Source organism: Saccharothrix sp. BKS2, assembly GCF_047689505.1.
GTDB lineage: Bacteria > Actinomycetota > Actinomycetes > Mycobacteriales > Pseudonocardiaceae > Actinosynnema > Actinosynnema lopnurensis.
This window is the reverse complement of the sequence record NZ_JAUQOL010000001.1, coordinates 508,722-534,653: the sequence shown is the minus strand read 5'-3', so window position 1 is coordinate 534,653 and position 25,932 is coordinate 508,722. Positions and strand designations below refer to the sequence as shown.

Genomic DNA, 25,932 nt, shown 5'->3' with positions numbered 1-25,932 from the left:
CGGGCGTGCCGGGTCACCCGGTGCGGCGGTGCCGGCGGACGCTCTCCTCGACCAGGTCGAGCACGGGTTCCAGGTCGTCCGCGGGCAGGCCCATGGCCAGGTGCGAGACCAGGCCCTCCAGCACCAGTTCCAGGAACGACGTCAGCACGTCCACGTCCACGTCGTCGCGCAGGTTGCCGGCCTCCCGCTGGCGCTCCAGGCGCTGCCGGGTGGCGTCGGTGAGCTGCCGCGACCGCTCGGCCCAGCGCGCCCGGAACTCGGGGTCCGTGCGCAGCCGACGCGACACCTCCAGCCGGGTGCCCAGCCAGTCCGCCGGGTGCTCGGCGTCGCCGGTGGGCGCGGGCGCGGACAGCAGGTCGCGCATCACCTGCACCAGGCCCTGCTCGGCGACGACCTCCGCCATGCGCAGCGCGTCGTCCTCGGCGAGGGCGAGGAAGAGGGATTCCTTGTCGCGGAAGTGGTGGAAGATCGCGCCCCTGGAGAGGCCGGTAGCCTCCTCCAGGCGGCGCACGGTCGCGCCCTCGTAGCCGAAGCGCGCGAAACACGTACGCGCGCCGTCCAGGATCTGGCGGCGGCGGGCGTCGAGGTGGTCCTGGCTCACCCTGGGCACCGGTCGATGTTGCCAGGGTGGCCCGGCGAAATCCAATCAGTACGTACGGCTTGGGCAGGTCCACTTTGGGGTGTACTTGTCGATCAGGGGTCGAAACACCTGGTCAGGACCACTACGGTGGGGTGGTGTGACCGCAGGTGAGGGCATCCGGCCGCTGTCGCGGACCGCGGCGGTCCTGGGGTGGCCCGCGCGTCGACCGTCCACGCAGGACCGCGGCCGTCGCGGGCCGGACCTGATCGACCTCCTCGGACTGGTCGGGTCGGGGGTCGCCGCGCCCGCCGGGGTGGAGCTGGTGGTGTTCGAGACGCTGTGCGTGCCGGAGCCGCTGCGCACCCCGGCCTACGCCGCCGCGCTCGGCGAGGAGCGCGGGGGCGTGGTGCCCGCCGGGCGGTTCTTCGTGCACGAGGCGGCGCTGCACGCGCGGGTCGGTGATGCCGGGGTGCTGGCCGAGCAGTGGCGGGCGGTGGCGGACCGGGAGGACGTGGTGGTGCGGCTCGTGCCGTTCGCGGCGGGGCACGCCGGGGTGCTGCGGGCGCCGTTCGCGCTGCCGGTGGGGGTGCACCCGGGGGACCTGCTCGACCGGATCGCGCTCGACGTGCCGTCGTCGCGGGCGGCGTTCCGGCGGAGGGCCGAGGTCTGGGGTGGGGAAGTGCGGGGTGGGGAAGGGCGGGACGGGGAGGCGCGGGACGGGGAGGTGCGGCGGGCCGGGGTTGGCTGGGGTGGTTGAAGGCAGGGCTCCGGGGAGGCGGGCCCTCGAGGGCGGCCGCCAAGGGCGGGCTGTCCAAGGGTGGGCTGCCGGGAGGTGGGGCCACCTGGGAGGCAAGCCACCCGGCAGGTGAGCGACCCGGCAGGTGAGCCGCCCCAGGGGGCCGCGCGGCCGCGAAGATCCGCCCACTACCCGCTGTCCGCGAGGTGAACACCCTGCTCACAGGGTGGACACCGGGCAACCGCAGGGGTTTGGGGCTGCTGTGTTTGTCGGTACCCCCGTGTAGCGTCGATCAGACGAGGATCATCACCGGGAGTGCGCAAAGTGACTGCTGTCCGTAACGCCCCCGCGGAGGGGCCCGTCCCGGCGGTCTTCCGGGACCGAGCGGAGGCCGAAGCCTACGTGGCCTCGGTCTGCTTCAAGCACGGACCTCCGAGGCTGCTCGGAGTCGAACTGGAATGGACCGTCCACCACGTCGAAGACCCCTCCCGCCCGCTGGACGCCGCCGCCCTCGCGACCGCGCTCGGCGAGCACGCCCCACCCGCTCTCGTCCCGGACAGCCCCCGGCGACCGCTCCCCTCCGGAACCCCGTTGACGGTGGAGCCCGGCGGTCAGGTGGAGATCTCCACCCCGCCCCGCGAATCGCTGAGCGACCTCCTCAAGACCGTCGCCGCCGACGTCGACCACCTCCAGCGCCTGCTCGAACCGGCCGGCCTGCGCCTGGGCAGCCGGGGCGCCGACCCGTTCCGCCCGCCCCACCGGCTGCTCCGGGTGCCCCGCTACGCGGCCATGGAGCAGGCGTTCGCCCCGTTCGGCCCCGAGGGCATCACGATGATGTGCAGCACCGCCGGCCTCCAGGTCTGCCTGGACTTCGGCCTGCTGGAGGACCTGCCGAAGCGGTGGGCCGCGGTGCACGCGCTCGGGCCCGTCCTCAACGCCCTGTTCGCCAACTCGCCCGGCGTGGCCGGCCGGCGCACGGACTGGGCCAGCGCCCGGATGCGCTCGCTCTACGCCACCGACCCCGTGCGCACCCGCCCCGCGGCGGTGTGCGCCGACCCGGCCGCCGCGTGGGCGCGGCGCGTGCTCGACGCGCCGGTCATCGTGGTCCGCCGACCGGGGCCGGACTGGACGCCGCCGCGCCCGCTGACCTTCGCGGACTGGGTCGCGGGCGGGCTGGACCGGCCGCCGACGCCGGACGACCTGGACTACCACCTGAGCCTCCAGTTCCCGCCGGTGCGCCCGCGCGGGTACGTGGAGGTGCGGTACCTGGACACGCCGTCGGACGGTGGCTGGGTGCCGCCCGTGGTGCTCATGGCCGCGCTGTTCAGCACGGCCGAGGTGGTCGACGCCACGCTGGCCGCCACCGAGACGGCCGCGGGCCGCTGGCTCGCCGCCGCCCGCTACGGGCTGCACGACCCGGTGCTGGCCCGCGCCGCGCGCGACGTGGTCGAACTGGGGTGCGCCGCGCTGACGAACACCGACGTGTCGGCCGAGCAGGCCGACGCGATCGCGGGGGAGTTGCACCGCACGCTCGACGAGAAGACGCCAGGGGGGCGTTCATGACCGGCACGGACAGGATCGGCACGGACAGGATCGGCACCACCACGGGCACCACTACGGCAGGCCCCGGCGGGGACCGGTCCGCCGCCGAGCGCCTGCGCGACCACGTCGCCACCCGGCTCACCAGGGCGCGCGAGCGCAGCGCGCTGCTCACCGGTGCCGTCGACGACCACGACCTGGTGCGCCAGCACTCCAGGCTGATGTCGCCGCTGGTGTGGGACCTCGCGCACATCGGCAACCAGGAGGAGCTGTGGCTCGTCCGCGACGTGGGCGGTCGGGAGCCGGTCCGCGCGGACATCGACGAGCTGTACGACGCGTTCAAGCACGCCAGGTCCTCCCGCCCGGAGCTGCCGCTGCTCGGCCCGGCCGAGGCCCGCCGGTACGTGGCCGAGGTCCGCGAGAAGGTCCTCGACGTGCTGGAGCGCACCCCGCTGGAGGGCCGCCGGCTCCTCGACGGCGGGTTCGCGTTCGGCATGGTCGTGCAGCACGAGCAGCAGCACGGCGAAACCATGCTGGCCACGCACCAGCTGCGCGTCGGGGACCCGGTGCTCGACGCGCCGCCACCGCCGCGCGGCGGCCCGGTCGGGCCCGCCGAGGTGCTGGTGCCCGGCGGCCCGTTCACCATGGGCACCTCCACCGAGGCGTGGGCGCTGGACAACGAGCGCCCCGCGCACCAGGTGGTCACCGACCCGTTCTTCATCGACACCACCCCGGTCACCAACGGCGCCTACCTGGAGTTCATCGCCGACGGCGGCTACGCCGACCCGCGCTGGTGGAGCGAGGCGGGCTGGGCCCACGTGCGCGAGGCCGGCCTGGTCGCGCCCCGCTCCTGGCAGCGGCAGGGCGACCGGTGGCACCGCACCGCGTTCGGCGTGACCGCGCCGCTCGACCCGGACCAGCCGGTGGTGCACGTCTGCTTCCACGAGGCCGAGGCGTACGCGCGGTGGGCGGGCAAGCGGCTGCCCACCGAGGTCGAGTGGGAGAAGGCGGCCCGGTTCGACCCGGCCACCGGCCGGTCCCGCCGCTACCCGTGGGGCGACGAGGAGCCGACCGCGCGGCACGCGAACCTCGGCCAGCGGCACCTGTCGCCCGCCCCGGTCGGCGCGTACCCGGCGGGCGCCTCGCCGCTGGGCGTGCACCAGCTGATCGGCGACGTGTGGGAGTGGACCAGCTCGGACTTCCGGGGCTACGCCGGGTTCGAGGTGTTCCCGTACGCCGAGTACTCGCAGGTGTTCTTCGGCCCCGACCACCGGGTGCTGCGCGGCGGGTCGTTCGGCACGGACCCGGCCGCGGTGCGCGCCACGTTCCGCAACTGGGACTACCCGATCCGGCGGCAGATCTTCGCCGGCTTCCGCTGCGCGCGGGACGCGGGCCGGGACGAATCGACCTGAGGTGTGCCGCCACCTGGGTTACCTGGGCCCCGCCGTGCCCCTCGCCGCGCTGGTGCACGACCCGCCGCACTCGCTGGAGCGGCAGTCGTACGCGCCGGCGGACATGCGCGGCGGTGGCACGGTCAACGCGGACGGCTACGGCGTGGGCTGGTACCCCGCGCCGGGCGGTCCGGCGGTGCGCTACCGCCGGGCGGGCGCGATCTGGTCGGACGAGAACCTGGCCCGGTTGAGCCGGGTCGTGGTGTCCGGCGCGGTGCTGGCCGCGGTCCGGTCGGCGACGGTGGGGATGCCCGTGGTGGACACCGCGTGCGCGCCGTTCACCGACGGGCGGTGGCTGTTCAGCCACAACGGCCGCGTCGCGGACTGGCCGGGGTCCGTGGTGGACCTCGCGGGGGCGCTGCCGACCGAGGCGTTGCTGACCCTGGACGCGCCGACGGACTCGGCGCTGCTGTGGGCGCTGGTGCGGGCCCGGCTCGACGCGGGCGCCGAGCCGGCGGCGGCGCTGGCCGACGTGGTGTCCGAGGTGGCCGCCGCCGCCCCGGGCTCCCGGCTGAACCTGCTGCTCACCGACGGGACCGTGCTCGCCGGCACGACGTGGACCCACTCGCTGTGGGTGCGCGCGGGCGGCGGCGCGGTGACGTTGGCCTCCGAGCCGCTCGACGACGACCCGGACTGGCGGGAACTGCCCGACGGCCACGCGGTCACGGCGGATGTGACCGGTGTGTCCGTTGTGGACATCAAGGGAATGGGACGAGGATGACCGAGCCTGTGCTGGACGTGCACCTGACCCCGGAGGACGCGGCGCTCGCGCTGCGGGCCGAGGCGAGGGCGGGCCTGACCGCGCGGCCGAAGTGGGTGTCGCCGAAGTGGTTCTACGACGCGGTCGGCAGCGAGCTGTTCGAGGAGATCACCCGGCTGCCCGAGTACTACCCGACCCGGGCCGAGCGGGAGATCCTGGTGGCGCGGGCCGACGAGATCGCCCGCACGACCGGCGCCCGCGCCCTGGTGGAGCTGGGCTCCGGCTCGTCGGAGAAGACCCGGCTGCTGCTCACCGCGCTGCGCGGGCACGGCACGCTGGAGGAGTTCGTGCCGCTGGACGTGTCGTCGTCGGCGCTGGTCGAGGCGGCGCGGGCGATCCTGGCCGACTACCCGGGCCTGCGCGTGCACGGCGTGGTCGGCGACTTCACCGAGCACCTGGGCCTGCTGCCGGGTGCGCCGCCGCGGCTGGTGGCGTTCCTGGGCGGCACGATCGGCAACCTCATCCCCGAGGAGCGCGACAAGTTCCTCAGCTCGGTGCGGGACGTGCTGGGCGCGGGGGAGTGGCTGCTGCTCGGCGCCGACCTGGTGAAGGAGCCGGACGTGCTCGTGCGCGCCTACGACGACGCGCGCGGGGTGACGGCGGAGTTCAACCGCAACGTGCTGCGGGTCGTGAACCGCGAGCTGGGCGCGGACCTCGACCCGGCCGACTTCGCGCACGTCGCGCTGTGGAACGCCGAGGAGGAGTGGATCGAGATGCGGCTGCGGGCGCTGCGGCCGGTGCGGTCGCACGTGGCGGCGCTGGGTCTGGACGTGGAGTTCGCGGAGGGTGAGGAGCTGCGGACGGAGGTGTCGACGAAGTTCCGGCGCGCGGGGGTGGAGCGGGAGCTGGCCGCGGCGGGTTTCGAGCTGCACCGGTGGTGGACCGACGAGGAGGGGCGGTTCGCGCTGAGCCTGGCCCGCGCGGTCGGGTAGGTGCGGGGTGCTCGGCCGGTCGTGGGGCGGTCGGCCGGGCACTGCCCGGTGAAGTCCGGCCCGGTGAAGTCCGGCCCGGTGAAGTCCGGCCCGGTGAAGTCCGGCGGCCGCGCCCCGGCCCCGCGCCGTCAGTGCGCCGCGACCGCCCGGAACGCCAGGCCGCGCAACCGGGCCGGGTGGCTGAGCACGTCGGTGCTGTCCACGAACTGGTCCACCGCCCCCACCAGCGGCAGCGCGGCCACCTCCGGGTCGGTCACCGCGGCGGCCAGCGCCCGGGTGAACCGGTCCGCGCGCAGCACCCGGAACGGCCGGTCGTGGTACCACCGGACCGTCGGGTCGACCGGCTCGGCCAACCCCAACCCGTCGCACACCCGCGCCACGTGCTCGTAGGCCACCACCAGGTGCTCCTCCCGCTCGCGCCAGTCCTCGGCGGCCAGCACCGCCCGCAGCACCGGCACCAGCTCGGCGTACCGGGCGAACGCGCTGCCCAGCCACTTCGAGTAGGGCGGGTACCGGCGGTCCAGCAGCAGGCGCAGCCGCATCAGGTCGCGCACCAGCCGGGCCGCCACCACGGCCGACCCCAGCTCGTCGCCGACCTCGCCGCACCGGCCGACGAACGCCTCCTCCTGCGAGATCCGCAGCCACTGGCAGGCCAGCACGTGCCGCCACACGTCGTCGGGGTACCAGCGCAGCTCGGCGCGGGCCGGGTCGAGCTGCCCGAGCCCGTCGTGGAACACCGCGCCCGCCGTGGTCTCCAGCAGCCGCTGGGTGGGCGCCGCGAGCCAGTCCGCCGCGGTGACGCCCGCGCGGGGGTCGAAGCCCAGCTGCCGGTCGAACCAGCTGCCCAGGTCGGTGATCTCCACCCGGTGGTCCACCGGCCCCGAGGTGGGCGCCATCACGCCGGAGGCATCGTCCCCGGTGGTCGCGAAGTGCGTCGGCCACCCGAGGAAGGTCTTGGGCAGGTGCTCCGCCAGCGCGGCCCGGACGTCGTCGGCCCTGGTGTCCTCCGGGTCCAGGAACAGCTGGAGGCGCGGCCCCCACTCGTGGTCCGCCGATCGGGGGGTGTCGAAGCCCAGCACCTCCGAACCGGAGCCGATCCGGGCCGCGCTGTGCGGCACCGGGCCGAAGTGCTCGTGGACCAGCGGTTCGACCGCCTCCCGGTAGAACCGCTCGGACAGCTCCAGGCCGGGCAAGAACCGATCGGCGGCCACGAAATCCTCCGTTCTGCGGGTATTGCTCGACACGATCGGGTGAGAGCCTCGCGCGATGGCGTCGCGGTGTCTCTGAGGGGCGACGCCGAGTGAACAGAGGGAGCGCTACCCCATGCAACTCCGATACAGAGCGCTGGTTCTGACCCTGGCCGCGGGCACCGCGGTTTCAGGGCTGGTCGGAACCGGTTCCGCCGCCGCCCGGGAAGCGCAGGGCGCCACCCCGGTCGAGTGGTCGACCTGCGCGGCCGACGTGCTCGCCGAGATCCCCGAGGCCCAGCGGACCAAGGTCAGCTGCGCCAACCACCCCGTGCCGCTGGACCACCGCAGGCCGGGTGGGCCCAAGATCACCCTGGCGCTGATGAAGCGCCCCGCCGACGACCAGGCGAACAAGGTCGGCTCGCTGTTCCTCAACCCCGGCGGCCCCGGCGGCGCCGGGCTCATCTACTCCGCCTACGGCAGCTCCTTCTTCCAGCCGGGGGTGATGGAGCGGTTCGACCTGATCGGGTTCGACCCGCGCGGCGTGGGCCGCAGCTCGCCGCTGCGCTGCTTCGAGACGCTGGAGGAGGCCGAGGAGGTCTTCGGCCGGATGTCCGCGATCCCGCTGACGCGGACCCAGATCCGCGACACCATGGTCGCCACCGAGGACTACACCGACGCGTGCGCGCGCACCGCCGGCCCCCTGCTGGACCACATGTCCACCGAGGCCGTGGTCCGCGACCTCGACCTGCTGCGGCAGGGCGTGGGCGACCGGCAGCTGAACTTCGTCGGCTTCTCCTACGGCACGCTGATCGGCGCCACCTACGCCAACATGTTCCCGTCGAAGTCCCGGGCCCTGGTGCTGGACGGCAACGTCGACCCGGCGCTGCGCACCACCAACGGCGCCGAGTACGACCGGCAGCGCGCGCAGGGCTTCGAGCTGGCGCTCGACGCCTTCCTCAAGCGCTGCGACGCCGACGGCGACAGGTGCGCCTACAGCGACGGCAACCCGCGGGCCAAGTTCGACGAGGTCCGCGACCACCTGCGCACCCGGTCGATCACCCTGCCGTCCGGCCAGGTCGTGACCTACGACGGCTACGTGGGCCGCGTGGCCGGCGACCTGTACGCGCCGACCCGCTTCAAGGCGCTGGCCGCGTGGTTGCAGGCCGTCTACGCGGTGCTGCACCCGGAGGCCGCGCCGTTCTCGGCCCAGGCGCAGGTCGACGAGCTGCCGCCGCTGGCCAACCGGCGCGGCCTGGCCGACGTCCGGCCACTGCCCACCGCGGACACCCCGTACGAGTTCGACGACTCGTACTACGGCGTCAACTGCTCGGACAAGCCGTTCCTGCGCATCCCCCAGCTGTACCCGGCGGTGGCCGCCGCGTGGGAGCGGGAGTCGCCGACCTTCGGCCGCTCGCAGGCCACCTCCGACCTGCTGACCTGCGCCACGTGGCCGGTGCCGCGGCCCGACCGCTACGCCGGCCCGTGGGGCAAGCGCACCCCGAACCCGGTCGTCGTGGTGGGCAACTACTACGACCCGGCCACGCAGTACAAGTTCTCCCAGCGCATGGCCCGCCAGCTGGGCAACGCGCGGCTGCTCAGCGTGGACGCGTTCGGGCACTGCATCCTGGGTGACAGCGCGGGCGTGGACACCCTGGTGACCGACTACCTGGTGAACCTCAAGGCCCCGGCCAACGGCCAGGTCTTCCAGCCCAACGCCCAGCCCTTCTAGCCCGTCCCCTGCGGTTTCCCGGTGCGGTCGTCGCGTTCGCGGCGGCCGCACCGGCGCGTTCCCCGCGGGTAGGGTCGGCCGCGCCGGTTCCGCCCGCGGGCAACCTCCCGCGGCGCTCGGCGTCCATCTCGGTGGAGAGCCGATCGCACCACCCCCGGGGGCCCGTTCCATGTCCAAGCGCGTGCTGGTGCTCCTCGCGGTCGTCGTCGTGGCGGTCCTCGTGGTGGTGCTCGCGGTGGTGTTCCGGGACCGGGAGGAGCACCCCGGCGCGGTGGTGGACGGCCAGGCCCGGTTCCAGGTCCTGACGCCCACCCTGATCCGCGCGGAGTACGCCGAGGACGGGGAGTTCGAGGACCGGCCCACGTACAACGCGGTCAACCGCGGCCTGGCCACCACCGCGTTCACCACCGAGGAGGTCGACGGCTCCCTGGTGATCCGCACGGACCGGCTGACGCTGCGCTACCGGCAGGGCTCGGGCCGGTTCGGGCCGGACAACCTCCGGGTCGAGCTGGACGCGGGCGGCGAGGCGGTCACCGCCCGCCCGACGTGGGGCCGGCCCGGCGCGTGCGGCCTGGGCGGGGTGTGCGAGGCCGAGACCATGCTCGCGCTGGAGGGCGCGCAGGGCGTGCGCGACGCCGACGGGTACACCGGTCCCGGGTACGTCGCGGACCTGACCGCGCCGGGCGCCGGGGTCGAGTGGAGCCAGCGGGAGGTCACCGCGGCGGGCGAGTACCGGGTCCACCTCCGCTACCGCGCGGACCGCGCCCAGGAGCTGGTCGTGCGGGCCGGTGACCGGGAGCAGGCGGTCGCGCTGGAGCCGACCGGCGGCGAGTGGGCCGAGGCGGGCGCCGTGCTGACCCTGCCCGCCGGCAGGACACCGCTGTCCCTCCGCTGCCCCGACGGCGGCTGCGACGCCGCGGTCGACCACGTGGCCGTCACCCCGCCCGGCGACGGCTTCCCCGAGCACACCGGGGCCGAGCACGCGGCCGCCAACCTCGGCGGCTGGCGGCGCAGCCTCGACTACGTCGACCAGCCGCGCTCGCTGCCGGTGATGATGTACGAGGGGCTGCTCAGCCGGGATGGCTGGTACCTGCTCGACGACAGCGGGACCGCCATCGCGAACCCCGACGGCTCGACCACGCCCCGGGCCGAGCGCGACGGCTACCAGGACGGCTACCTCTTCGGCTACGGCCACGACTACCGCCAGGGGCTGCGCGACCTCAGGGAGCTGACCGGGCCGCCGGTGATGCTGCCGCGCCAGGCGTTCGGCAACTGGTACTCCCGCTACGCCGCCCACGACCAGGACCACTACCGCGACGAGCTGCTGCCCGCGTTCGAGGCGGCGGGCGTCCCGCTGGACGTGCTGGTGGTGGACACCGACTTCAAGAGCCCCAACAAGTGGAACGGCTGGAACTGGGACGAGTCGCTGTTCCCCGACCCGGACGGGTTCTTCCGCTGGGCCGAGGAGCAGGGCCTGCGGGTGGCGCTCAACATCCACCCCAGCATCGACGCGAACGACCCCCGGTACGCGGAGGCCGTGCGCACCGCGGGCCGGGAGCTGGCGCCCGGCGAGTGCGGCATGGGCGGCGACATGGACTGCCGGGTGTTCGACCTGAGCGACCCGCGCCAGCGCCAGGCGTACTTCGACCTGCACCGGGAGTTCGAGGAGCTGGAGCCGGACCTGCTGTGGTGGCTCGACTCGTGCTGCGACGGCAGCGCGTTCCGGCCCGAGGGCATCTCCCCCGACAGCGCCTTCAACGCCGAGTACGTCCGCCGCGCCGAGCAGCGGGGCCTGCGCGGCTTCTCCTGGAACCGCAGCGGCGGCGGCTACAACGGCTACGGCGGCAACCAGGTCTACCCGGCCGGGCCGTGGGCCGAGCACCGCTACACCGTCGACACGTCGATGGACACCTCCTCCACCTGGGAGCTGCTCGCGTTCGCCTCGGAGTACACGAGCAGCCGCGGCAACATCGGGATGCCGTACCAGTCCCACGACATCGGCGGCCACAACTACGCGGGCAACCCGGACAACCGGCTCCCCGACGACCTCTACGCCCGCTGGGTGCAGTTCGGCGCCTTCCAGCCGCTGCTGCGGCTGCACTCCAACCACGGCTACCGGCTGCCGTGGGAGTACCCGGGGGTCGAGGAGGCGGCGGTGAAGTTCCTCAAGCTGCGCAAGGCGCTGCTGCCGTACACCTACACGGTGGCGCGGCAGGCGCACGACACGGGCCTGCCGATGAACCGGCCCCTCTACCTCGACCACCCGGGGCACCCGGAGGCGTACGAGCACCCGTCGCAGTTCATGTACGGCGACGACGTGCTGGTGGCGCCGGTGACCTCGCCGGGGACCGAGGACGTGCCCACGGAGCTGTGGGTGCCGCCGGGCACGTGGGTGGACTACTTCACCGGCGAGACCGTCACCGGGCCGACCACCACCACGGTGACCTCGGACCTCGACACCATGCCGGTGTTCCTGCGGGTCGGCGGCATCCTGCCCACCAGCGCCGACGACACCTCCAACGCCCGGGAGCAGGTCGGGGACCTGGTCCTGGACGTGGTCGCCGGCGCCTCGGGCTCCTTCGAGCTGTACGAGGACGAGGGGGAGGGCCTGGGGTACCGGCGGGGCGAGTCCGCCCGCACCGCGATCCGCTACTCCGAGGAGGACGGCTCGGTGACCGTCGAGCCGCGCGCCGGGTCGTTCGCGGGCGCGGTGGCCGAGCGGACGTGGACGGTGCGGCTGCGCGGCGTGGCCGAGCCGACGCGGTTGGCGGTCAACGGCGCGGACGCCCCGGGGTGGGAGTACGACGCCGAGAGCCGCACGCTGACCGTTACCGCCTCCTCGCCCGCCGACCGGGAGCTGACCGTCACCACGCGGTGACGGTCAGCTCCCGACATGCACGCGACGCGGGCCGCCCCGGTGTGGGACGGCCCGCGCGCGGTCCGGAGCGGGTCAGATCTTGCCCGTGCCCGCGCCCTGGGTCACGATGGCCTTGACGTCGGCCGCCGGGGCTGCGGTGTACCGGTAGTAGTTGGCCGGGTTCTCGACCGAGCCGCCCACCACGGGGTCGCCGGACTCACCCGTGTAGTGGTTGTTCCGCTCGACGATGCTGCCCTTCGGGCCCGCGTAGCTGGTGGTCATGGGCTCCTCGACGTCCTCGAAGTAGTTGCCCTCGACCCAGCAGCCCGCCTGCTGCTGGCAGGCCACGCCGACGTCGCTGTTGTCGTAGAAGTAGTTGTTGAGCACGTGCACCGGGTTGCCGAAGCGGACGCGCGGGTTGCGCTGCGGCGTCTTGTCGAACCAGTTGTGGTGGTAGGTGACCTTCAGGTACCCGATGTCCTGCGCGCCGTTGTCGTCGTCGTGGCCCAGCAGCATGTTCTTGGTGTGGTTGTGGGTGTGGTTCCACGAGATCGTCACGTAGCTGGACCCGCGCTTGACGTCGATCAGGCCGTCCTTGCCCGCGGACAGGTCGTTGTGGTCGATCCAGACGTGGTGGGAGAACATCTGGACGTTGATCGAGTCGTCGTTGGCGTTGCGGAACACCATGTTGCGGATGATCACGTTGTGCACCGCGTTGGCCGGGGGCGAGGTGACCTCGCTGACCGGCAGGCCGACGTTGAGGCCGCCGCCGGTGATGCCGGAGCTCGCGCCCACGCCGATGATCGTCTTGTCCGAGGACACGTCGTACATGCCCGCCGGCAGGGTGATCAGGCCCTGCACCCTCACCACGCGCGGACCGTCGGCCTTGATGTTGGCGATGAAGTCGGTGGCGTTGGTGACGGTGACCTCGGGGCCGCCCGCGCCGCCGGTGGTGCCGTTCTGGCCCAGGGCGTTGACCGACGCGAAGCCCACCGGGCCGTCGGTCGGCTGCCCGCCGCCCTGGTCGGGGGTCCGCACGGTGACCGCGCCGGACGGCGACGAGGCGTTGCCGGCCGCGTCCCCGGCCACCACGTAGAAGGTGTAGTCGGTGGCCGGGCTCAGGCCGGTCACGGTGAACGAGGTGCCGGTGGCGGTGCCGACCCGCACGTCGGTCGCGCCGGCCTCGCGGTAGACGGTGTAGCCGGAGACGCCGACGTTGTCGGTGGCGGCGTTCCAGGCGAGCGACACGCTGGTGGCCGAGGTGCCGCTGGAGCGCAGGCCGCCCGGCGCGGCGGGCGGCGTGGTGTCGGGGACGGGCGAGCCGAGCCTGCCCACGCCCGCGCCGGCGCGGACCTTGGCCGGCACGGTGTTCGGGTCGTCCACGGTGTAGGCGTAGTACGTGCGGGGCTCGGTGACCGCCCCGTCCGACTCGGGCGCGCCGGAGTTCACGTAGACGTTGTTGCGCTCCACCAGCCGACCGGGGTCGGACTCGAAGATCTGGACCTTCGTCGGCGAGGCGACGTTCTCGAAGTAGTTGCCCTCGACCAGCACGCCCGCGTCCATCGCGGTGGCCGCGCCGTAGGAGTCGGTGCCCTGGACGTCCCGGTAGTAGTTGTTGAACACGTGCACCGGGTCGGCGAAGCGGACGCGCGGGTTGCGCTCCGCGGTGCCGTCGAAGAAGTTGTGGTGGTAGGTGACGCGGAGTTTGCCGTCGTCCTGGCCGCCGTTGCCGTCGGAGTGGCCGACCAGCGAGTTCTTCTGCTGGTCGTGGAAGTGGTTCCAGGAGACGGTGACGTAGTCGGAACCGCGTTTGACGTCCAGCGCGCCGTCGTAGGCGCCGGACAGGTCGTTGTGGTCGACCCAGACGTGGTGCGCGCCGTCGGTGATGTTGATCGCGTCGTCGTTGGCGCCGGTGAAGGTCAGGTTCCGGATGATCACGTTGTGCGTGCCGTCGACGTCGAGGCCGCCGCCGGTGATCCGGCCGCCGGTGCCCACGCCGATGATCGTCTTGTCGGACTCGACGTCGAGCATCCCGCTGATCTGGATGGTGCCGCTGACCTGGATGACCACCGGGTCGGTCCGCTCGACCGCGGCCTCGAGCTGGCTGCGGCTGGTGACCGTCACGGTCTGGCCGCCCGCCCCGCCGGTGGTGCCGTTCTGCCCCAGGGCGTTGACGGAGGCGAAACCGATCGGGGACGCCTCGGCCGCTGCCGCCGGTGTGGTCGCGACGACGGCTGACGTGAATCCGCCGATGAGCGTCGCGGATAACGCGAGCGCGGTTGTTCTCCTCACGAAGTCCTCCGTTGGACTCGGCCGACAGCGTTGTCGGCAGTGCGCGGGTGGGAACGGTGGCGGCGTTCTCCTCTCCAGCAATAGGGGGTCGTGTTCGGATATGTCAAAAAGATTCACATGCGTGTACTCGTTCGACGATTTCGATTGATTTCGACTGGCTGTTCGATTGTCATTCCAGCGGGCGTGGCATGAAAAAAGGGGCCGCCCACCGGGTGGTGGACGGCCCCTCGTCGGTCGGGCGGGTCAGCCGCGGACCATCTTGCGCAGCACGTACTGCATGATGCCGCCGTTGCGGTAGTAGTCGGCCTCGCCGGGGGTGTCGATGCGGACGACCGCGTCGAACTCGACCTCCGCGCCGTCCTCCCTGGTGGCCTTGACGTGGACCGCGCGCGGCGTCTCACCGTCGTTGAGCGCGGTGATGCCGGTGAAGTCGAACGTCTCGGTGCCGTCCAGGCCCAGGGACGCGGCGTCCTCGCCCGCGGGGAACTGGAGCGGCAGCACGCCCATGCCGATCAGGTTGGAGCGGTGGATCCGCTCGAAGGACTCGGCGATCACCACGCGCACGCCCAGCAGGGAGGTGCCCTTGGCGGCCCAGTCGCGGGAGGAGCCGGAGCCGTACTCCTTGCCCGCCAGCACGACCAGCGGGACGCCGGCCTCGGCGTAGGCCACCGACGCGTCGTAGATCGTGGTCTGCTCGCCGCCGGCCAGGAAGTTGCGGGTGTACCCGCCCTGGACGTCGTCCAGCAGCTGGTTGCGCAGCCGGATGTTGGCGAACGTGCCCCGGATCATCACCTCGTGGTTGCCGCGCCGCGACCCGTACGAGTTGAAGTCCTTGCGCTCCACGCCGTGCTCGGTCAGGTACCTGCCCGCGGGCGAGTCGACCTTGATCGCGCCGGCCGGGGAGATGTGGTCGGTGGTCACCGAGTCGCCCAGCAGCGCCAGCACGCGCGCGCCGCCGATGTCGGTCACCGGGGTCGGCTCCATCTCCATGCCCTCGAAGTACGGGGGCTTGCGGACGTAGGTGGACTCCGCGTCCCAGTCGAACGTGTTGCCGGTCGGCGTGGGCAGCGACCGCCACCGCTGGTCGCCCGCGAACACGTCCGCATAGCCCTTGGTGAAGCCCTCCGGCGAGATCGACGACGCGACGACCTCGGAGATCTCCTGCGCCGACGGCCAGATGTCGGCCAGGTACACCGGACGGCCCTCGGCGTCGGTGCCCAGCGGCTCGGTGGTGATGTCCTTGTCCATCGTGCCGGCCAGCGCGTAGGCCACCACCAGCGGCGGGGACGCCAGGTAGTTCATCTTGATGTCGGGGTTGATCCGGCCCTCGAAGTTCCGGTTGCCCGACAGCACGGACACCGCCGCGAGGTCGCCCTCGTCGATGCCCGCCGAGATCTCCTCCTGCAACGGGCCGGAGTTGCCGATGCAGGTGGTGCAGCCGTAGCCGACCAGGTGGAAGCCCAGCTTCTCCAGGTACGGCAGCAGGCCGGCGCGCTCGTAGTAGTCCATGACGACCTTGGAGCCCGGCGCCAGGGTGGTCTTCACCCAGGGCTTGCGCTCCAGGCCCTTCTCCACGGCCTTCTTCGCCAGCAGCGCCGCGCCGATCATCACCGACGGGTTCGAGGTGTTGGTGCACGAGGTGATCGCGGCGATCGCGACCGCGCCGTGGTCCAGCTCGAACTCCGCGCCGTCCAGGGACACCCGCACCGGGTTGGACGGCCGGCCCTCGCTGCCCTCGGCGGCCGAGTGGGACACGCGCGGCTCGCCGCCCGCGTCGCCGTCGGCGGGCGAGATCGGGTCGCTGGCCGGGAACGTCTCCTCGACCGCCTCGTCCACGCTGGAGCGGGACTCGTCCTCGGTGTCGGACACGTACGCGCCGAGGGCCTGGCGGAACGCCTCCTTGGCGCCGGCCAGCTCGATGCGGTCCTGCGGGCGCTTCGGGCCGGCGATCGACGGCACGACCGTCGACAGGTCCAGCTCCAGGCGCTCGGAGTAGACCGGCTCGGCGTCCGGGTCGTGCCAGAGGCCCTGCTCCTTGGCGTACGCCTCGACCAGCGCCAGCTGCTCGGCCGAGCGGCCGGTCAGCTTCAGGTAGTCGATGGTCTCGCCGTCGATCGGGAAGATCGCGCAGGTCGAGCCGAACTCGGGGCTCATGTTGCCGATGGTGGCGCGGTTGGCCAGCGGCACCGCGCCCACGCCCGAGCCGTAGAACTCGACGAACTTGCCGACCACGCCGTGCCGGCGCAGCATCTCGGTGATGGTCAGCACCAGGTCGGTGGCCGTGGTGCCGGCGGGCAGCTCGCCGTGCAGCTTGAAGCCCACCACGCGCGGGATCAGCATCGACACGGGCTGGCCCAGCATCGCGGCCTCGGCCTCGATGCCGCCGACGCCCCAGCCCAGCACGCCGATGCCGTTGACCATCGTGGTGTGGGAGTCGGTGCCGACCAGGGTGTCCGGGTACGCCTGGCCGTTGCGCACCATGACCACGCGGGCCAGGTGCTCGATGTTGACCTGGTGGACGATGCCGGTGCCCGGCGGGACGACCTTGAACTCGTCGAACGCGGTCTGGCCCCACCGGAGGAACTGGTAGCGCTCCTTGTTGCGCTCGTACTCCAGGTCCACGTTCAGCTCGAACGCGTCCGGCCGGCCGAACACGTCGGCGATCACCGAGTGGTCGATGACCAGCTCGGCGGGCGCCAGCGGGTTGACCTTGGCCGGGTCGCCGCCGAGCTGGGTGACGGCCTCGCGCATGGTGGCCAGGTCGACCACGCAGGGCACGCCGGTGAAGTCCTGCATCACCACGCGGGCGGGTGAGAACTGGATCTCGGTGTTCGGCTCCGCGGCCGGATCCCAGCCGCCCAGCGCGCGTACGTGGTCGGCGGTGATGTTCGCGCCGTCCTCGGTCCGCAGCAGGTTCTCCAACAGGATCTTCAAGCTGTACGGCAGGCGCTCCGCGCCCTCGACCGCGCTCAGCCGGAACACCTCGTACGAGGCGTCGCCGACGGTGAGCGTGCCGCGGGCGCCGAAGCTGTCCTTGCTCGCTGGTGCAGTCACGTGAAACTCCATCTGGTGACGCGCAAAGTCGGTTCGGGAACTTCTGCTGAGTCTCCCGCACCGGTCGGTGCGGTGCCTCCCCGCCCTAAACAGTACGCGTGTCCTGTATAAACCTTCAACCGGGTCCCACCTCGGTCCGGGCATCATCACACCCGTGGTGCGTCTTGATCGAATCGGCAAGCGCTACGGGCGGGGCCCGTGGGTGCTGCGGGACCTCTCGCTCGACGTCGGGCCGGGCGAGGTGGTCGCGCTGCGGGGCGGCAACGGCTCCGGCAAGTCCACCCTGCTGCGCATCGCGGCGGGCGTCACCGCGCCCACGACCGGCCGGGTCACGCGCGGCGCGTCGGTCGGCTACGCGCCCGAGCGCTTCCCGACCGGGGTCCGGCTCTCCGCCCGCGAGTACCTGCGCCGGCTGGCCGCCGTGCGGGGCGTGCCGCCGAGGTGGGACCTGGTCGAGGCGCTGGGCTTCGCGGGCGACCCGGACGCGCCCCTGGCCACCCTGTCCAAGGGCAACGCGCAGAAGGTCGCGCTGGTCCAGGCCCTGCACGCGACCGACCTGCTGGTGCTGGACGAGCCGTGGTCCGGGCTGGACGCGGCGGCCGGGGCCGTGCTGGGCGGGCTGGTGGGCGCCTCGCCGGCGGCCGTCGTGCTGACCGACCACCACGGGCACGACGTGCCCGGGATGCGGGAGGTGTTCCTCGGCGAGGCCCGCGCCGGGGTGGTGGTGATCGAGCTGGACCGGGTGGGGGAGGCGTTCGCGCTGATCAGCGGCTTGGCGGGGGTGTCGTCGGCGCGTCCGGTCGGCGCCGGGGCACGGGTGGAGGTGCTGGCCGGGCACAGCGACGGGGTGCTGGCCGAGGCGCTGCGGCTGGGCTGCTCGGTGCGGAGCGTGCGGTCGTGAGGGCGCTGGTGGGTTACCTGGTGGTGGACGTGCTGCGCACCCAGCGCTGGCTGCCGCCGCTGCTGCTGTTCGCGGCCGTGCTGGGGATGCTGTACGCCTCCGACGCGGGACCGCCGCTCGCCGCCTACGCGGGGACGTGCGTGCTGGTCTACCCCGTCTCGGCGTGGCTGGCGGTCGTCGTCGCGGGGACCGAGGACCCGGTGCGGCGCGCGGTCACCGCGGTGACCGCGGGCGGCTGGGCGCGGGTCCAGGTCGCGGCGACCGCGGTGTCCGCCACGGGCGCGCTGGGGTTGGCGCTGGTCGCGGCCGTGGTGCCGGTGCTGACCCAGCCCCGCCCGTACCCGCCCGCGGTCGTGGCCCAGGGGTTCGGCGGGCTGGCGGTGTGCGCGCTGGTCGGCGTCGGGGTGGGCGTGCTGTGCGGCCGCCCGGTGGTCGACCGGGTCGGCTGGTCGGTGCTCGCGGCGGGCGGCCTGGTGGTCCTGCCGCTGCTGTTCGGCCGCACCCCGCCGATCGGCAACCTGCTGTGGTCGCTGTCCCACGGCGACGGCGTGCCGGGCGCGCTCGCGCTGTCGGGCGGGCTCGCCCTGCTGCTCGTGGCGGGCGCCACCGCCCTCGCGACGGCACTCGGCCCCCGCCGCGGCTGAAGCGCCGCGACGGGGGCCGAGGGGCACGCGTCCTACTTGACGGCCTTGATCAGCTCGTCGAGGTCCTTCGGCTCCAAACCGCGCATCAGCGTCAGGAACAGCTCGCTGTAGGTCCGGAACGGGCTGACGTACCACTTGCCGTCCACCTCGGTGGCGACCACGCCGACGCCGTCCTTGAGCACCTGCGCGCCGACCCGGGCGATCACGTCGATGGCGGCCGACGGGACGTTGCGCCCGCCCTGCTGCCGCACCAGCTGCGCGATCTCGTCGGCGCACAGCCGCTGCTTCTCGCCCTGCGCCTCGGCGGTGTAGCAGTCGCCGTCGCGGGTGATCTCGCCGGTCTCGCCGTCGACCTCCAGCACCAGCCTGCGGATGGTCAGCTGGGTGCCGCCGGTGACCTCCTTGGCGTCGGTCTCCAGCTCGACGAGCTTCGCCCCGGTCGCGGGCACCCGGCCGATCTGGTCCAGGATCACCGGGCCGACGTCCTGGAGCACGCCCATCTCGTCCGGCGGCAGCAGCGCGATGACGCCCTTGACGTCACCGGACATCGCCTTCTCCACGAGCTGCTTCGCCGCGTCCTCGGGCGAACCCGCGCCGGCGGGGGCGATGCCCTGCTCCGGCCACTCCAGGCCCTCTTCCTCCAGCGCGGCGTTCGCGATGGTGTAGAAGAGGCTCGGGTACCACTCGTCGCCGACCTTGATGGTGGCGATGCCGATCGGCTCGCCCTTGCGGTCGGCCTTGACCTCGGCGAAGTCGAGCGTCTCGGTCTGCGGCTCGGCCCGCTCCAGCTCCGCGCCCAGCGCGTCGACCAGCTTGTCGGTCAGCGGGATCTGCTTGACGTCCGAGGTGATGGTGATCCGGCCCTCGGTCACCTTGTTGATCGTCAGGTGGTCGTTGACCCGGAGGGCGGCGGCCTCGTCGAACTTGATGCCCTCGCTGGTGATCTGCACCCCGCTGAGCTTGTTGGGGTCCGCGTCCGGCTTGAGGATCTCCAGCCGCTTGGCCTCGCTGACGGTGGCCTCGGTGTAGTCCTTGCTCAGCGCCGCCTCGGCGGGCGCCAGGCCGTTCATGATGCCCAGGACGTCACCGCTGCCCAGCGCGCTGAGCAGGTTGTTCGCCGCGGTCGACGGGGTGTCCGCGCCCGCGGCCACGTCGTCGGAGCTGCGCAGCGCCCACACCGTGCCGACCGTGCCGGCGGCCAGCACCAGGACGGCCACCACGGCGGTGACCACCAGGCCGGTCCGCTTCTTCTTCGGCGGCTCGGCGCCGACGTAGCCGTGCGGCGGCTGGCCGTACGGGTGCTGCGGGAACCCCTGTTGGGGAAAGCCCTCCGGACCGGTCTGCGGGAACCCCTGCTGGGGGAAGCCCTGCTGCGGGTAGCCCTGGGGACCGGTCTGCGGGTAGCCGCCCTGCTGCGGCTGACCCTGCTGGGGCTGACCCTGCTGGGGCTGACCCTGCTGCGGGTAGCCCTGCTGCGGGTACCCGCCCTGCTGGGGCTGCCCGTAGGGGTTGTTCTGCTGCGGTTGCCACTCGCCACCGCCGCCGCCTGGGTAGGTCACGGTGCTCCTCCTGTACTGCCGAACGCTGTGCGGGTTTTCGCGGTGAGCACGGTGATCGCCCCCGCGATCGCCAGCACGGCACCACCGAGGGTGACCACCGGTCCGGTCGCGGTGATCCCGACCAGTGCCGCCTCGCTGCCCCCTTGGACGGCGGCGAGTGCCGCCACCGTTCCCGCGATCGTGCCGAAGATGAGGCCCCCGCACGAGGCGATTCGCGGAAATCGCACGGCCCAGAGGAGGACCGAGCACGCCGCCAGCGGGGTCAACCCGACCCAGGTGCCGCGCACCAGCTCCCCCGGCACGCCGTCCAACCCGGCGAAACCACGGAGCGCGAGCACCTCGTAACTGGTCCTCGTCACGGAACCCGACCTCAGCCACGGCAGGAACGTACCCACCACCGCTGTGACCAAGCCGACAACCGAGAGCACCCCACCTGTCCACGTCCTGCGCACCGGCACATGCTCGCAAACGTGTGGGACGGTGTGGGCATGAGTGCTCGGGACGTGATGGCCACCGCCCGCCGGATCACCGCGCTCACCGGCGCCGGCGTGTCCGCCGCATCGGGAGTGGACAGGTTCACCCTCCCCTCCCCGGACCACCTCGCCTCCGCGGTGGTGCGCCGGGAGCTGTGGCGGTCCTGGCTGGACGATCCGATGTGGACCGCCGAGCCCAACGCCGCGCACCGGGCGCTGGCCCGGCTGGAGCGCGCCGGGCGGGTGCGGGCGCTGCTGACGCAGAACGTGGACGGGTTGCACCGGCGGGCCGGGTCGACGGCGGTCGAGCTGCACGGCTCGGTCGCGCGGGTGGTCTGCGTCGACTGCGGCGCGGGCGCGTCGGTGGAGTGGGCGCTGGCGGAGGTGCGCGGCGGCGCGGACGAACCGCGGTGCCCGCTGTGCGGCGGGGTGGTGCGGCCCGCGGCGGTGGCGTTCGGCGAGCCGCTGGCCGAGGAGGTGCTGAGGGCGGCGCGCGCGGCCGCGCTGGACTGCGACGTGCTGCTGGTGGCCGGGACGTCGCTGGCGGTGGAGCCCGCCGCCTCGCTGGTGGGGCTCGCGGTGCGCGCCGGGGCGGCCCTGGTGGTCTGCAACCTCGGGCCGACCCCGTACGACGGGGTGGCCGCCGCGGTGGTGCGCGAGCCGGTCGAGCGGTCGCTGCCCGAGCTGGTCGCGGTGCCCGTGGTGGCCTCCGGCCCGGTCCGGACCTGGGGCGACCCCAGCACCTGGTGATCACCCGTCGGAGGAGGTCGATCACCCGCCCGTGGCGGGCTCCCGGTGCCATCCTGGTCCCATGGGGGAACAGCAGTCGCCGATCAACATCGGCCGCACCGTCACCACGCCCGACCTGGTCGACCAGCTGGAGATCGGCTGGCGCCCGGACCGCTTCTCGGTGCGCGACGGGCCCGACGGCGTGCGCCTCGTGCCCCTGGGCACCCACACCGCCCACCTGTCCGACCAGGCGTACCGGCTGGCCAACCTCCACTTCCACCGGCCCAGCGAGCACTGGGTGCGGGGCCGCCCGATGCAGGCCGAGATGCACGCGGTGCACCTGCGGGTCGACGACCGGCTCCACGCGTGCGTGGTCGCGGTGTTCCTCGACCTGGAGGGCGGGCCGGGGGAGGACGGGACCGGCGAGCCGCCGACCGAGGTCGACCTGCCGGCGCTGCTCCCGGACGGCGGCTTCCACCGCTACGAGGGTTCGCTGACCACGGGGGAGTTCACCGAGAACGTCAGCTGGGTGGTGATGCGGGAGCCGGTGGTCGTGGCGGACGGGGGGCTGCGCGCCTTCGTCCGCGCCCACGCCGACCACGCTCGACCGGTCCAGCCGCTGAACCGCAGGTTCGTGCTGACGACGGGCTGAAAGCCCAATAGGGTCAGCTCGTATGCGCGTACCCCTCACCGTCGCCGACTTCCTGTACCGGGCGGAGCGGGTCTTCGCCGACGGCGTCGCCACCGTCGACGAGCCGAACCAGCCCGCGCCGCCCGTGCCGACCACCACCTACGGGCGGTTCGCCGACCGCGTCCGCGCCTGGCAGGCCGGGTTCGACGCGCTCGGCCTCGGGGAGGGCGCGCGGGTGGCCGTGGTCAGCCACAACTCCGCCCGGCTGCTCGAACTGCTGCACGCCGTGCCCGGCACCGGGCGCATCTGCGTGCCGGTCAACTTCCGGCTGCGGCCCGAGGAGATCGCCTACATCGTCGAGCACAGCGGCGCGTCCGCGCTGCTGGTCGATCCGGAGTTGGAGCTCGACGGCGTCACCGCGCCCCACCGGTTCACCCTGGGCGAGGAGACCGAGGCGCTGATGCGGTTCGACGCCGAGCCCCGGCCGTGGGGCGAGCCCGACGAGGACGCCACCGCCACGATCAACTACACCTCCGGCACCACGGCCCGCCCCAAGGGCGTCCGGATGACCCACCGCAACATCTGGCTCAACGCGGTCACCTTCGCCCTGCACGCCCGCGCCTGGGAGCGCGACGTCTACCTGCACGTGCTGCCGATGTTCCACTGCAACGGCTGGGGGATGCCCTTCGGCCTCGCGGGCCTGGGCGTGCCGCAGGTGGTGCTGCGCAAGGTCGACGGCGCGGAGATCCTCACCCGCGTCCGCGACCACGGCGTCACTCTCGTGTGCGGCGCGCCCGCCGTGTGGAACGCGGTGCTCGACGCGGCCCGCGAGTGGGACGGCGAGATCCCCGGCCGCGACCGGGTGCGGATCATCTGCGCGGGCGCGCCGCCGCCCAGCCGCACCATCGCCCGCGTCGGCGAGGAGCTGGGCTGGGAGTTCCTCCAGCTCTACGGCCTGACCGAGACCTCGCCGCTGTTGACCTTCAACCGCACCCGACCGGGTGATGACGGACTTGCGCCGGAGGAGCGGGCGCGGAAACTGTCGCGCGCCGGCGCGCCGGCGGTGGGCGTGCGCCTGCGCATCTCGGACACCGGTGAGGTCCTGGCCCGCTCGAACGTGGTCATGGACGGCTACTGGGACAACCCCGGGGCGACCGCCGAGGCCCTGGAGGACGGCTGGTTCCACACCGGCGACGGCGGCGCGCTGGACGACGAGGGCCACCTCACGATCTCCGACCGCAAGAAGGACGTGATCATCACCGGCGGCGAGAACGTGTCGTCGATCGAGGTGGAGGACGCCCTGTTCGCCCACCCCGCGGTGGCCGAGGCGGCGGTCATCGGCGTGCCCCACGAGAAGTGGGGCGAGACCGTCAAGGCGCTGGTCGTGCGGGCCGACGGCGCGGAGGTGACCGAGGCGGAGCTGATCGCCCACTGCAAGGCGCGGCTGGCCGGGTTCAAGGCGCCGACCTCGGTGGAGTTCCGCGACGCCATCCCGCGCACCGCCACCGGCAAGGTGCAGAAGTTCAAGCTCCGCGAGCCGTACTGGTCGGCGCTGGACCGGGAGGTCAACTGAGCGGGTCAAACCCGCTGTTACCCGTGTGGCTGATGTTCGCCCTGGTTCGACTGGAAAGCCTGTGGCGCCAGTGGCACAGTGCACCCCGTGAGACCGGTGGGCCGTTCGGCGCAACGCCGATGGTCCGAACGGCGGGGAGGCGGGTGTCGTGGTTCGGTGGGCGCTCTCGGTGGTGGTCGCGCTGTCCGCGGTGGTCGGCCTGGCGGGTCCGGGGGCCGCCGCGCCGCCGCCACCGCCCAACCCCGGTGACGCGGAGATCGGCGCGGGCCGGCAGGAGGTCGACGCCAAGGCCGCCCGGGTCGGTGAGCTGACCGGCGCGCTGGCCGAGGCCGAGGCCCGCCTCCAGCACCTGACCGACGACGTCGCGTTCACCATGGAGCTGGCCAACAAGGCGAGGGTCGACCTGGAGGCGGCCCGGCGCGAGGCCGACGGCGCGCGGCGCGAGGCGGAGGCCGCCCAGGTCGAGGCCGCCGCCGCGGCGCGGGCCGTCGAGGACGCGCGGGACCGGCTGGACGAGTTCGCCGCCGCCAGCTTCCGGCAGGGCAGCACCGTCGGGTCGCTGTCGGCCTACCTGGGCGCGTCCAGCCCGCAGGACCTGCTGGCCCGCGCGCAGCTGCTGGGCGCCGTCGGCGACTCCAGCCTGGACGCCATGGACGACGTCGAGCGCACCAGGGCGGAGGGGGCGAACAAGAACGCCGCCGCCCGCGCCGCGCTCGCCCTGGCCGACGAGAAGCGGGCCGCGGCCGACCGGGCCGCGGCCGACGCCGACTCGGCGCGGATCACCGCCCAGCGCGCCCAGCAGGACCAGGCGTCGGAGGCGCGGGCGATCCAGGAGGACAAGGCCCGCGTCGAGGGCGAGCTGGACCGGGCGCGCAGCACCGTCGAGGGCATGGAGGCGCAGCGCGCCCAGTACGACCGGTGGCTGGCGGACAAGCGGCGCGAGGAGGAGGCCGCCGCCCTGGCCGCGCAGCAGGCGGTCGCGAGGCCGCCCGTGCCCGCCCGACCCGTCGCCGGGCCCGTGGGCAACCGGGTGGAGATCGTCGTCGAGCGGGCCCTGCGGCAGCTGGGCGTGCGCTACTCGTGGGGCGGCGGCAACTACGACGGTCCCACGGTCGGCATCCGCGACTGGGGCGTGGGCGACTCGTACGGCGACTACTACACCGTCGGCTTCGACTGCTCGGGGCTGATGATGTACGCGTTCGCGGGCGTCGGCGTCCACCTGCCCCACTACAGCGGCTACCAGCACAACGCGGGCCGCAAGGTGCCGCTGTCCCAGGCCCGGCGCGGTGACCTGCTGTTCTGGGGGCCGGGGGGCGGCACGCACGTCGCCCTCTACCTGGGTGGCGGGATGATGGTCGAGGCGCCGTACTCGGGCTCGCACGTCCGCGTCGCCCCCGTCCGCTACGGCGGTGTCCTGCCCTACGTCACCCGCCTGCTGTAGGCCCGGGGTCGGGTGCGGTGCGGTCCGGTGTGGTCCGGTCCGGTGCGGTCAGCGGCGGTCGCCCACGGGGGCCAGCCCCAGGGCCCGGACCTCCTCCCGCAGCGCCCGGACCTCCTCCAGCAGCACCTGGTCCGGCGCGGGGCGCGGCGCCCCCGACTCCATCGCGCTGCACACCACCGCGATGAACAGGTTGAGCATGGTGAACGTCCCGACCAGCAGGTAGGCCAGGAAGAAGAGCCACGCCAGCGGGTGGGTGACCATCAGGTCCCGCATCACGTCCGACCACCCGTCGCCGGTGGTGATCTGGAACAGGGTCAGCACGGTCGCGCCCAGGTCCGCGAACCTCGGGTCGCCGCTCGCCCGGAACAGGTTCACCGCCACCACGCTGCCCACGTACAGCACCAGCACGAGCAGGCCGGTCAGGGACAGCAGGCCCGGGATCGACCTGACCAGGGCGGTGACCACGCGGCGCATGCTGGGCACCACCGCGATCAGCCGCAGGGCGCGCAGCACCCGCAGGGACCGCACCACCGTCAGCGGCCCGGCGGCCGGGAACAGCGAGACGCCGACCACCAGCAGGTCGAACACGTTCCACGGGTCGCGGAAGAAGCGCGCCCGGTGCGCGTACAGCCGGGCGGCCAGCTCCACCGCGAAGAACGCCAGGGCGGCGCGGTCCAGCGCGGTCAGCAGGTCGCCGTGCGCGGTGGTCAGGGCGGTCGACGTCTCGCAGCCGAGCACGACGGCGTTGATCACGATCACGGCGACGACCACCCGTTGGAAACGCGTGCCGTCCACGACGGAGCGAACGCGGTCGCGCAGAACCATTCGGAAAACCCCTCGTGCACCTCGGCCGGTCGGTGG

The 25,932-nt window shown here is 73.4% G+C and carries 20 protein-coding genes; 13 read left to right on the top strand and 7 right to left on the bottom strand.

What is annotated here, in order from left to right:
* Positions 1-13: 13 nt before the first annotated feature.
* A complete protein-coding gene (locus tag Q5530_RS01840; protein WP_380633613.1) occupies positions 14-610 on the bottom strand; it encodes a TetR/AcrR family transcriptional regulator in 597 nt (198 codons plus the stop codon).
* 127 nt (positions 611-737) lie between these two features.
* Between Q5530_RS01840 and Q5530_RS01835 the strand changes: the two genes are divergently transcribed.
* The 5 genes from Q5530_RS01835 (at position 738) to egtD (ending at position 5,998) form a co-directional block, all read left to right on the top strand.
* Complete coding sequence (locus Q5530_RS01835) at positions 738-1,337, top strand: Scr1 family TA system antitoxin-like transcriptional regulator (RefSeq protein WP_415360245.1); 600 nt, start codon at positions 738-740, stop codon at positions 1,335-1,337.
* A gap of 303 nt (positions 1,338-1,640) precedes the next feature.
* Positions 1,641-2,879 (top strand): glutamate-cysteine ligase family protein, encoded by a 1,239-nt coding sequence (locus Q5530_RS01830; protein WP_415360243.1) that lies wholly within the window; start codon positions 1,641-1,643, stop codon positions 2,877-2,879.
* A complete protein-coding gene (egtB, locus tag Q5530_RS01825) occupies positions 2,876-4,267 on the top strand; it encodes an ergothioneine biosynthesis protein EgtB (protein WP_415360242.1) in 1,392 nt (463 codons plus the stop codon). Before Q5530_RS01830 ends, egtB begins: the two co-directional genes overlap by 4 nt.
* 1 nt (position 4,268) lies before the next feature.
* The gene (egtC, locus tag Q5530_RS01820) at positions 4,269-5,027 is read left to right on the top strand and encodes an ergothioneine biosynthesis protein EgtC (RefSeq protein ID WP_415360241.1); all 759 of its coding nucleotides are present in this window, start codon (positions 4,269-4,271) and stop codon (positions 5,025-5,027) included.
* Complete coding sequence (gene egtD, locus Q5530_RS01815; RefSeq protein WP_415360240.1) at positions 5,024-5,998, top strand: L-histidine N(alpha)-methyltransferase; 975 nt, start codon at positions 5,024-5,026, stop codon at positions 5,996-5,998. The genes egtC and egtD overlap by 4 nt, the downstream gene beginning before the upstream one ends.
* A 128-nt stretch (positions 5,999-6,126) precedes the next feature.
* Here egtD and Q5530_RS01810 read toward each other — a convergent pair whose 3' ends face one another.
* Positions 6,127-7,209, bottom strand: coding sequence for a DUF4037 domain-containing protein (locus tag Q5530_RS01810; RefSeq protein WP_415360239.1), 1,083 nt, complete (start codon positions 7,207-7,209; stop codon positions 6,127-6,129).
* Between the two features lie 112 nt (positions 7,210-7,321).
* Here Q5530_RS01810 and Q5530_RS01805 point away from each other — a divergent pair, with 112 nt between their 5' ends.
* Entirely contained in the window at positions 7,322-8,917 is a 1,596-nt protein-coding gene (locus Q5530_RS01805) for an alpha/beta fold hydrolase (RefSeq protein ID WP_415360238.1), read from the top strand.
* Positions 8,918-9,086: 169 nt separating this feature from the next.
* Complete coding sequence (locus tag Q5530_RS01800) at positions 9,087-11,795, top strand: TIM-barrel domain-containing protein (protein ID WP_415360236.1); 2,709 nt, start codon at positions 9,087-9,089, stop codon at positions 11,793-11,795.
* 72 nt (positions 11,796-11,867) lie between these two features.
* On the opposite strand, the gene Q5530_RS01795 is transcribed toward Q5530_RS01800, so the two are convergent.
* Together Q5530_RS01795 and Q5530_RS01790 are read right to left on the bottom strand one after the other, a co-directional pair.
* Positions 11,868-14,066 carry a fibronectin type III domain-containing protein gene (locus Q5530_RS01795; protein ID WP_415360234.1) on the bottom strand — a complete coding sequence of 733 codons (2,199 nt, stop codon included), beginning with the start codon at positions 14,064-14,066 and terminating at the stop codon, positions 11,868-11,870.
* Positions 14,067-14,309: 243 nt separating this feature from the next.
* Positions 14,310-17,120 (bottom strand): aconitate hydratase, encoded by a 2,811-nt coding sequence (locus Q5530_RS01790; RefSeq protein ID WP_415360232.1) that lies wholly within the window; start codon positions 17,118-17,120, stop codon positions 14,310-14,312.
* 157 nt (positions 17,121-17,277) lie between these two features.
* On the opposite strand from Q5530_RS01790, the gene Q5530_RS01785 reads away from it, so the two are divergent.
* Both Q5530_RS01785 and Q5530_RS01780 read left to right on the top strand, forming a co-directional pair.
* On the top strand, positions 17,278-18,021 hold the full coding sequence (locus tag Q5530_RS01785) for an ABC transporter ATP-binding protein (RefSeq protein WP_415360231.1): 744 nt from the start codon (positions 17,278-17,280) through the stop codon (positions 18,019-18,021).
* Complete coding sequence (locus tag Q5530_RS01780) at positions 18,018-18,665, top strand: hypothetical protein (RefSeq protein ID WP_415360230.1); 648 nt, start codon at positions 18,018-18,020, stop codon at positions 18,663-18,665. Before Q5530_RS01785 ends, Q5530_RS01780 begins: the two co-directional genes overlap by 4 nt.
* Before the next feature lie 32 nt (positions 18,666-18,697).
* On the opposite strand, the gene Q5530_RS01775 is transcribed toward Q5530_RS01780, so the two are convergent.
* Both Q5530_RS01775 and Q5530_RS01770 read right to left on the bottom strand, forming a co-directional pair.
* On the bottom strand, positions 18,698-20,224 hold the full coding sequence (locus tag Q5530_RS01775) for a proline-rich domain-containing protein (protein WP_415360228.1): 1,527 nt from the start codon (positions 20,222-20,224) through the stop codon (positions 18,698-18,700).
* On the bottom strand, positions 20,221-20,583 hold the full coding sequence (locus Q5530_RS01770; protein ID WP_380633637.1) for a hypothetical protein: 363 nt from the start codon (positions 20,581-20,583) through the stop codon (positions 20,221-20,223). The genes Q5530_RS01775 and Q5530_RS01770 overlap by 4 nt, the downstream gene beginning before the upstream one ends.
* A 129-nt stretch (positions 20,584-20,712) precedes the next feature.
* On the opposite strand from Q5530_RS01770, the gene Q5530_RS01765 reads away from it, so the two are divergent.
* The 4 genes from Q5530_RS01765 to Q5530_RS01750 all read left to right on the top strand — a co-directional run bounded on the left by Q5530_RS01765 (position 20,713) and on the right by Q5530_RS01750 (position 25,071).
* Positions 20,713-21,447, top strand: a complete 735-nt coding sequence (locus tag Q5530_RS01765; RefSeq protein ID WP_415360227.1) for an SIR2 family NAD-dependent protein deacylase — start codon at positions 20,713-20,715, stop codon at positions 21,445-21,447.
* Between the two features lie 61 nt (positions 21,448-21,508).
* Positions 21,509-22,078 carry a carbonic anhydrase family protein gene (locus tag Q5530_RS01760; RefSeq protein WP_415360226.1) on the top strand — a complete coding sequence of 190 codons (570 nt, stop codon included), beginning with the start codon at positions 21,509-21,511 and terminating at the stop codon, positions 22,076-22,078.
* A gap of 22 nt (positions 22,079-22,100) precedes the next feature.
* Positions 22,101-23,630 (top strand): AMP-binding protein, encoded by a 1,530-nt coding sequence (locus Q5530_RS01755; protein ID WP_415360225.1) that lies wholly within the window; start codon positions 22,101-22,103, stop codon positions 23,628-23,630.
* A 148-nt stretch (positions 23,631-23,778) separates the two neighbouring features.
* Entirely contained in the window at positions 23,779-25,071 is a 1,293-nt protein-coding gene (locus tag Q5530_RS01750) for an NlpC/P60 family protein (RefSeq protein WP_415360224.1), read from the top strand.
* Between the two features lie 48 nt (positions 25,072-25,119).
* Here Q5530_RS01750 and Q5530_RS01745 read toward each other — a convergent pair whose 3' ends face one another.
* Positions 25,120-25,866, bottom strand: coding sequence for an ion transporter (locus Q5530_RS01745; RefSeq protein WP_415360223.1), 747 nt, complete (start codon positions 25,864-25,866; stop codon positions 25,120-25,122).
* Between the last annotated feature and the right edge of the window lie 66 nt (positions 25,867-25,932).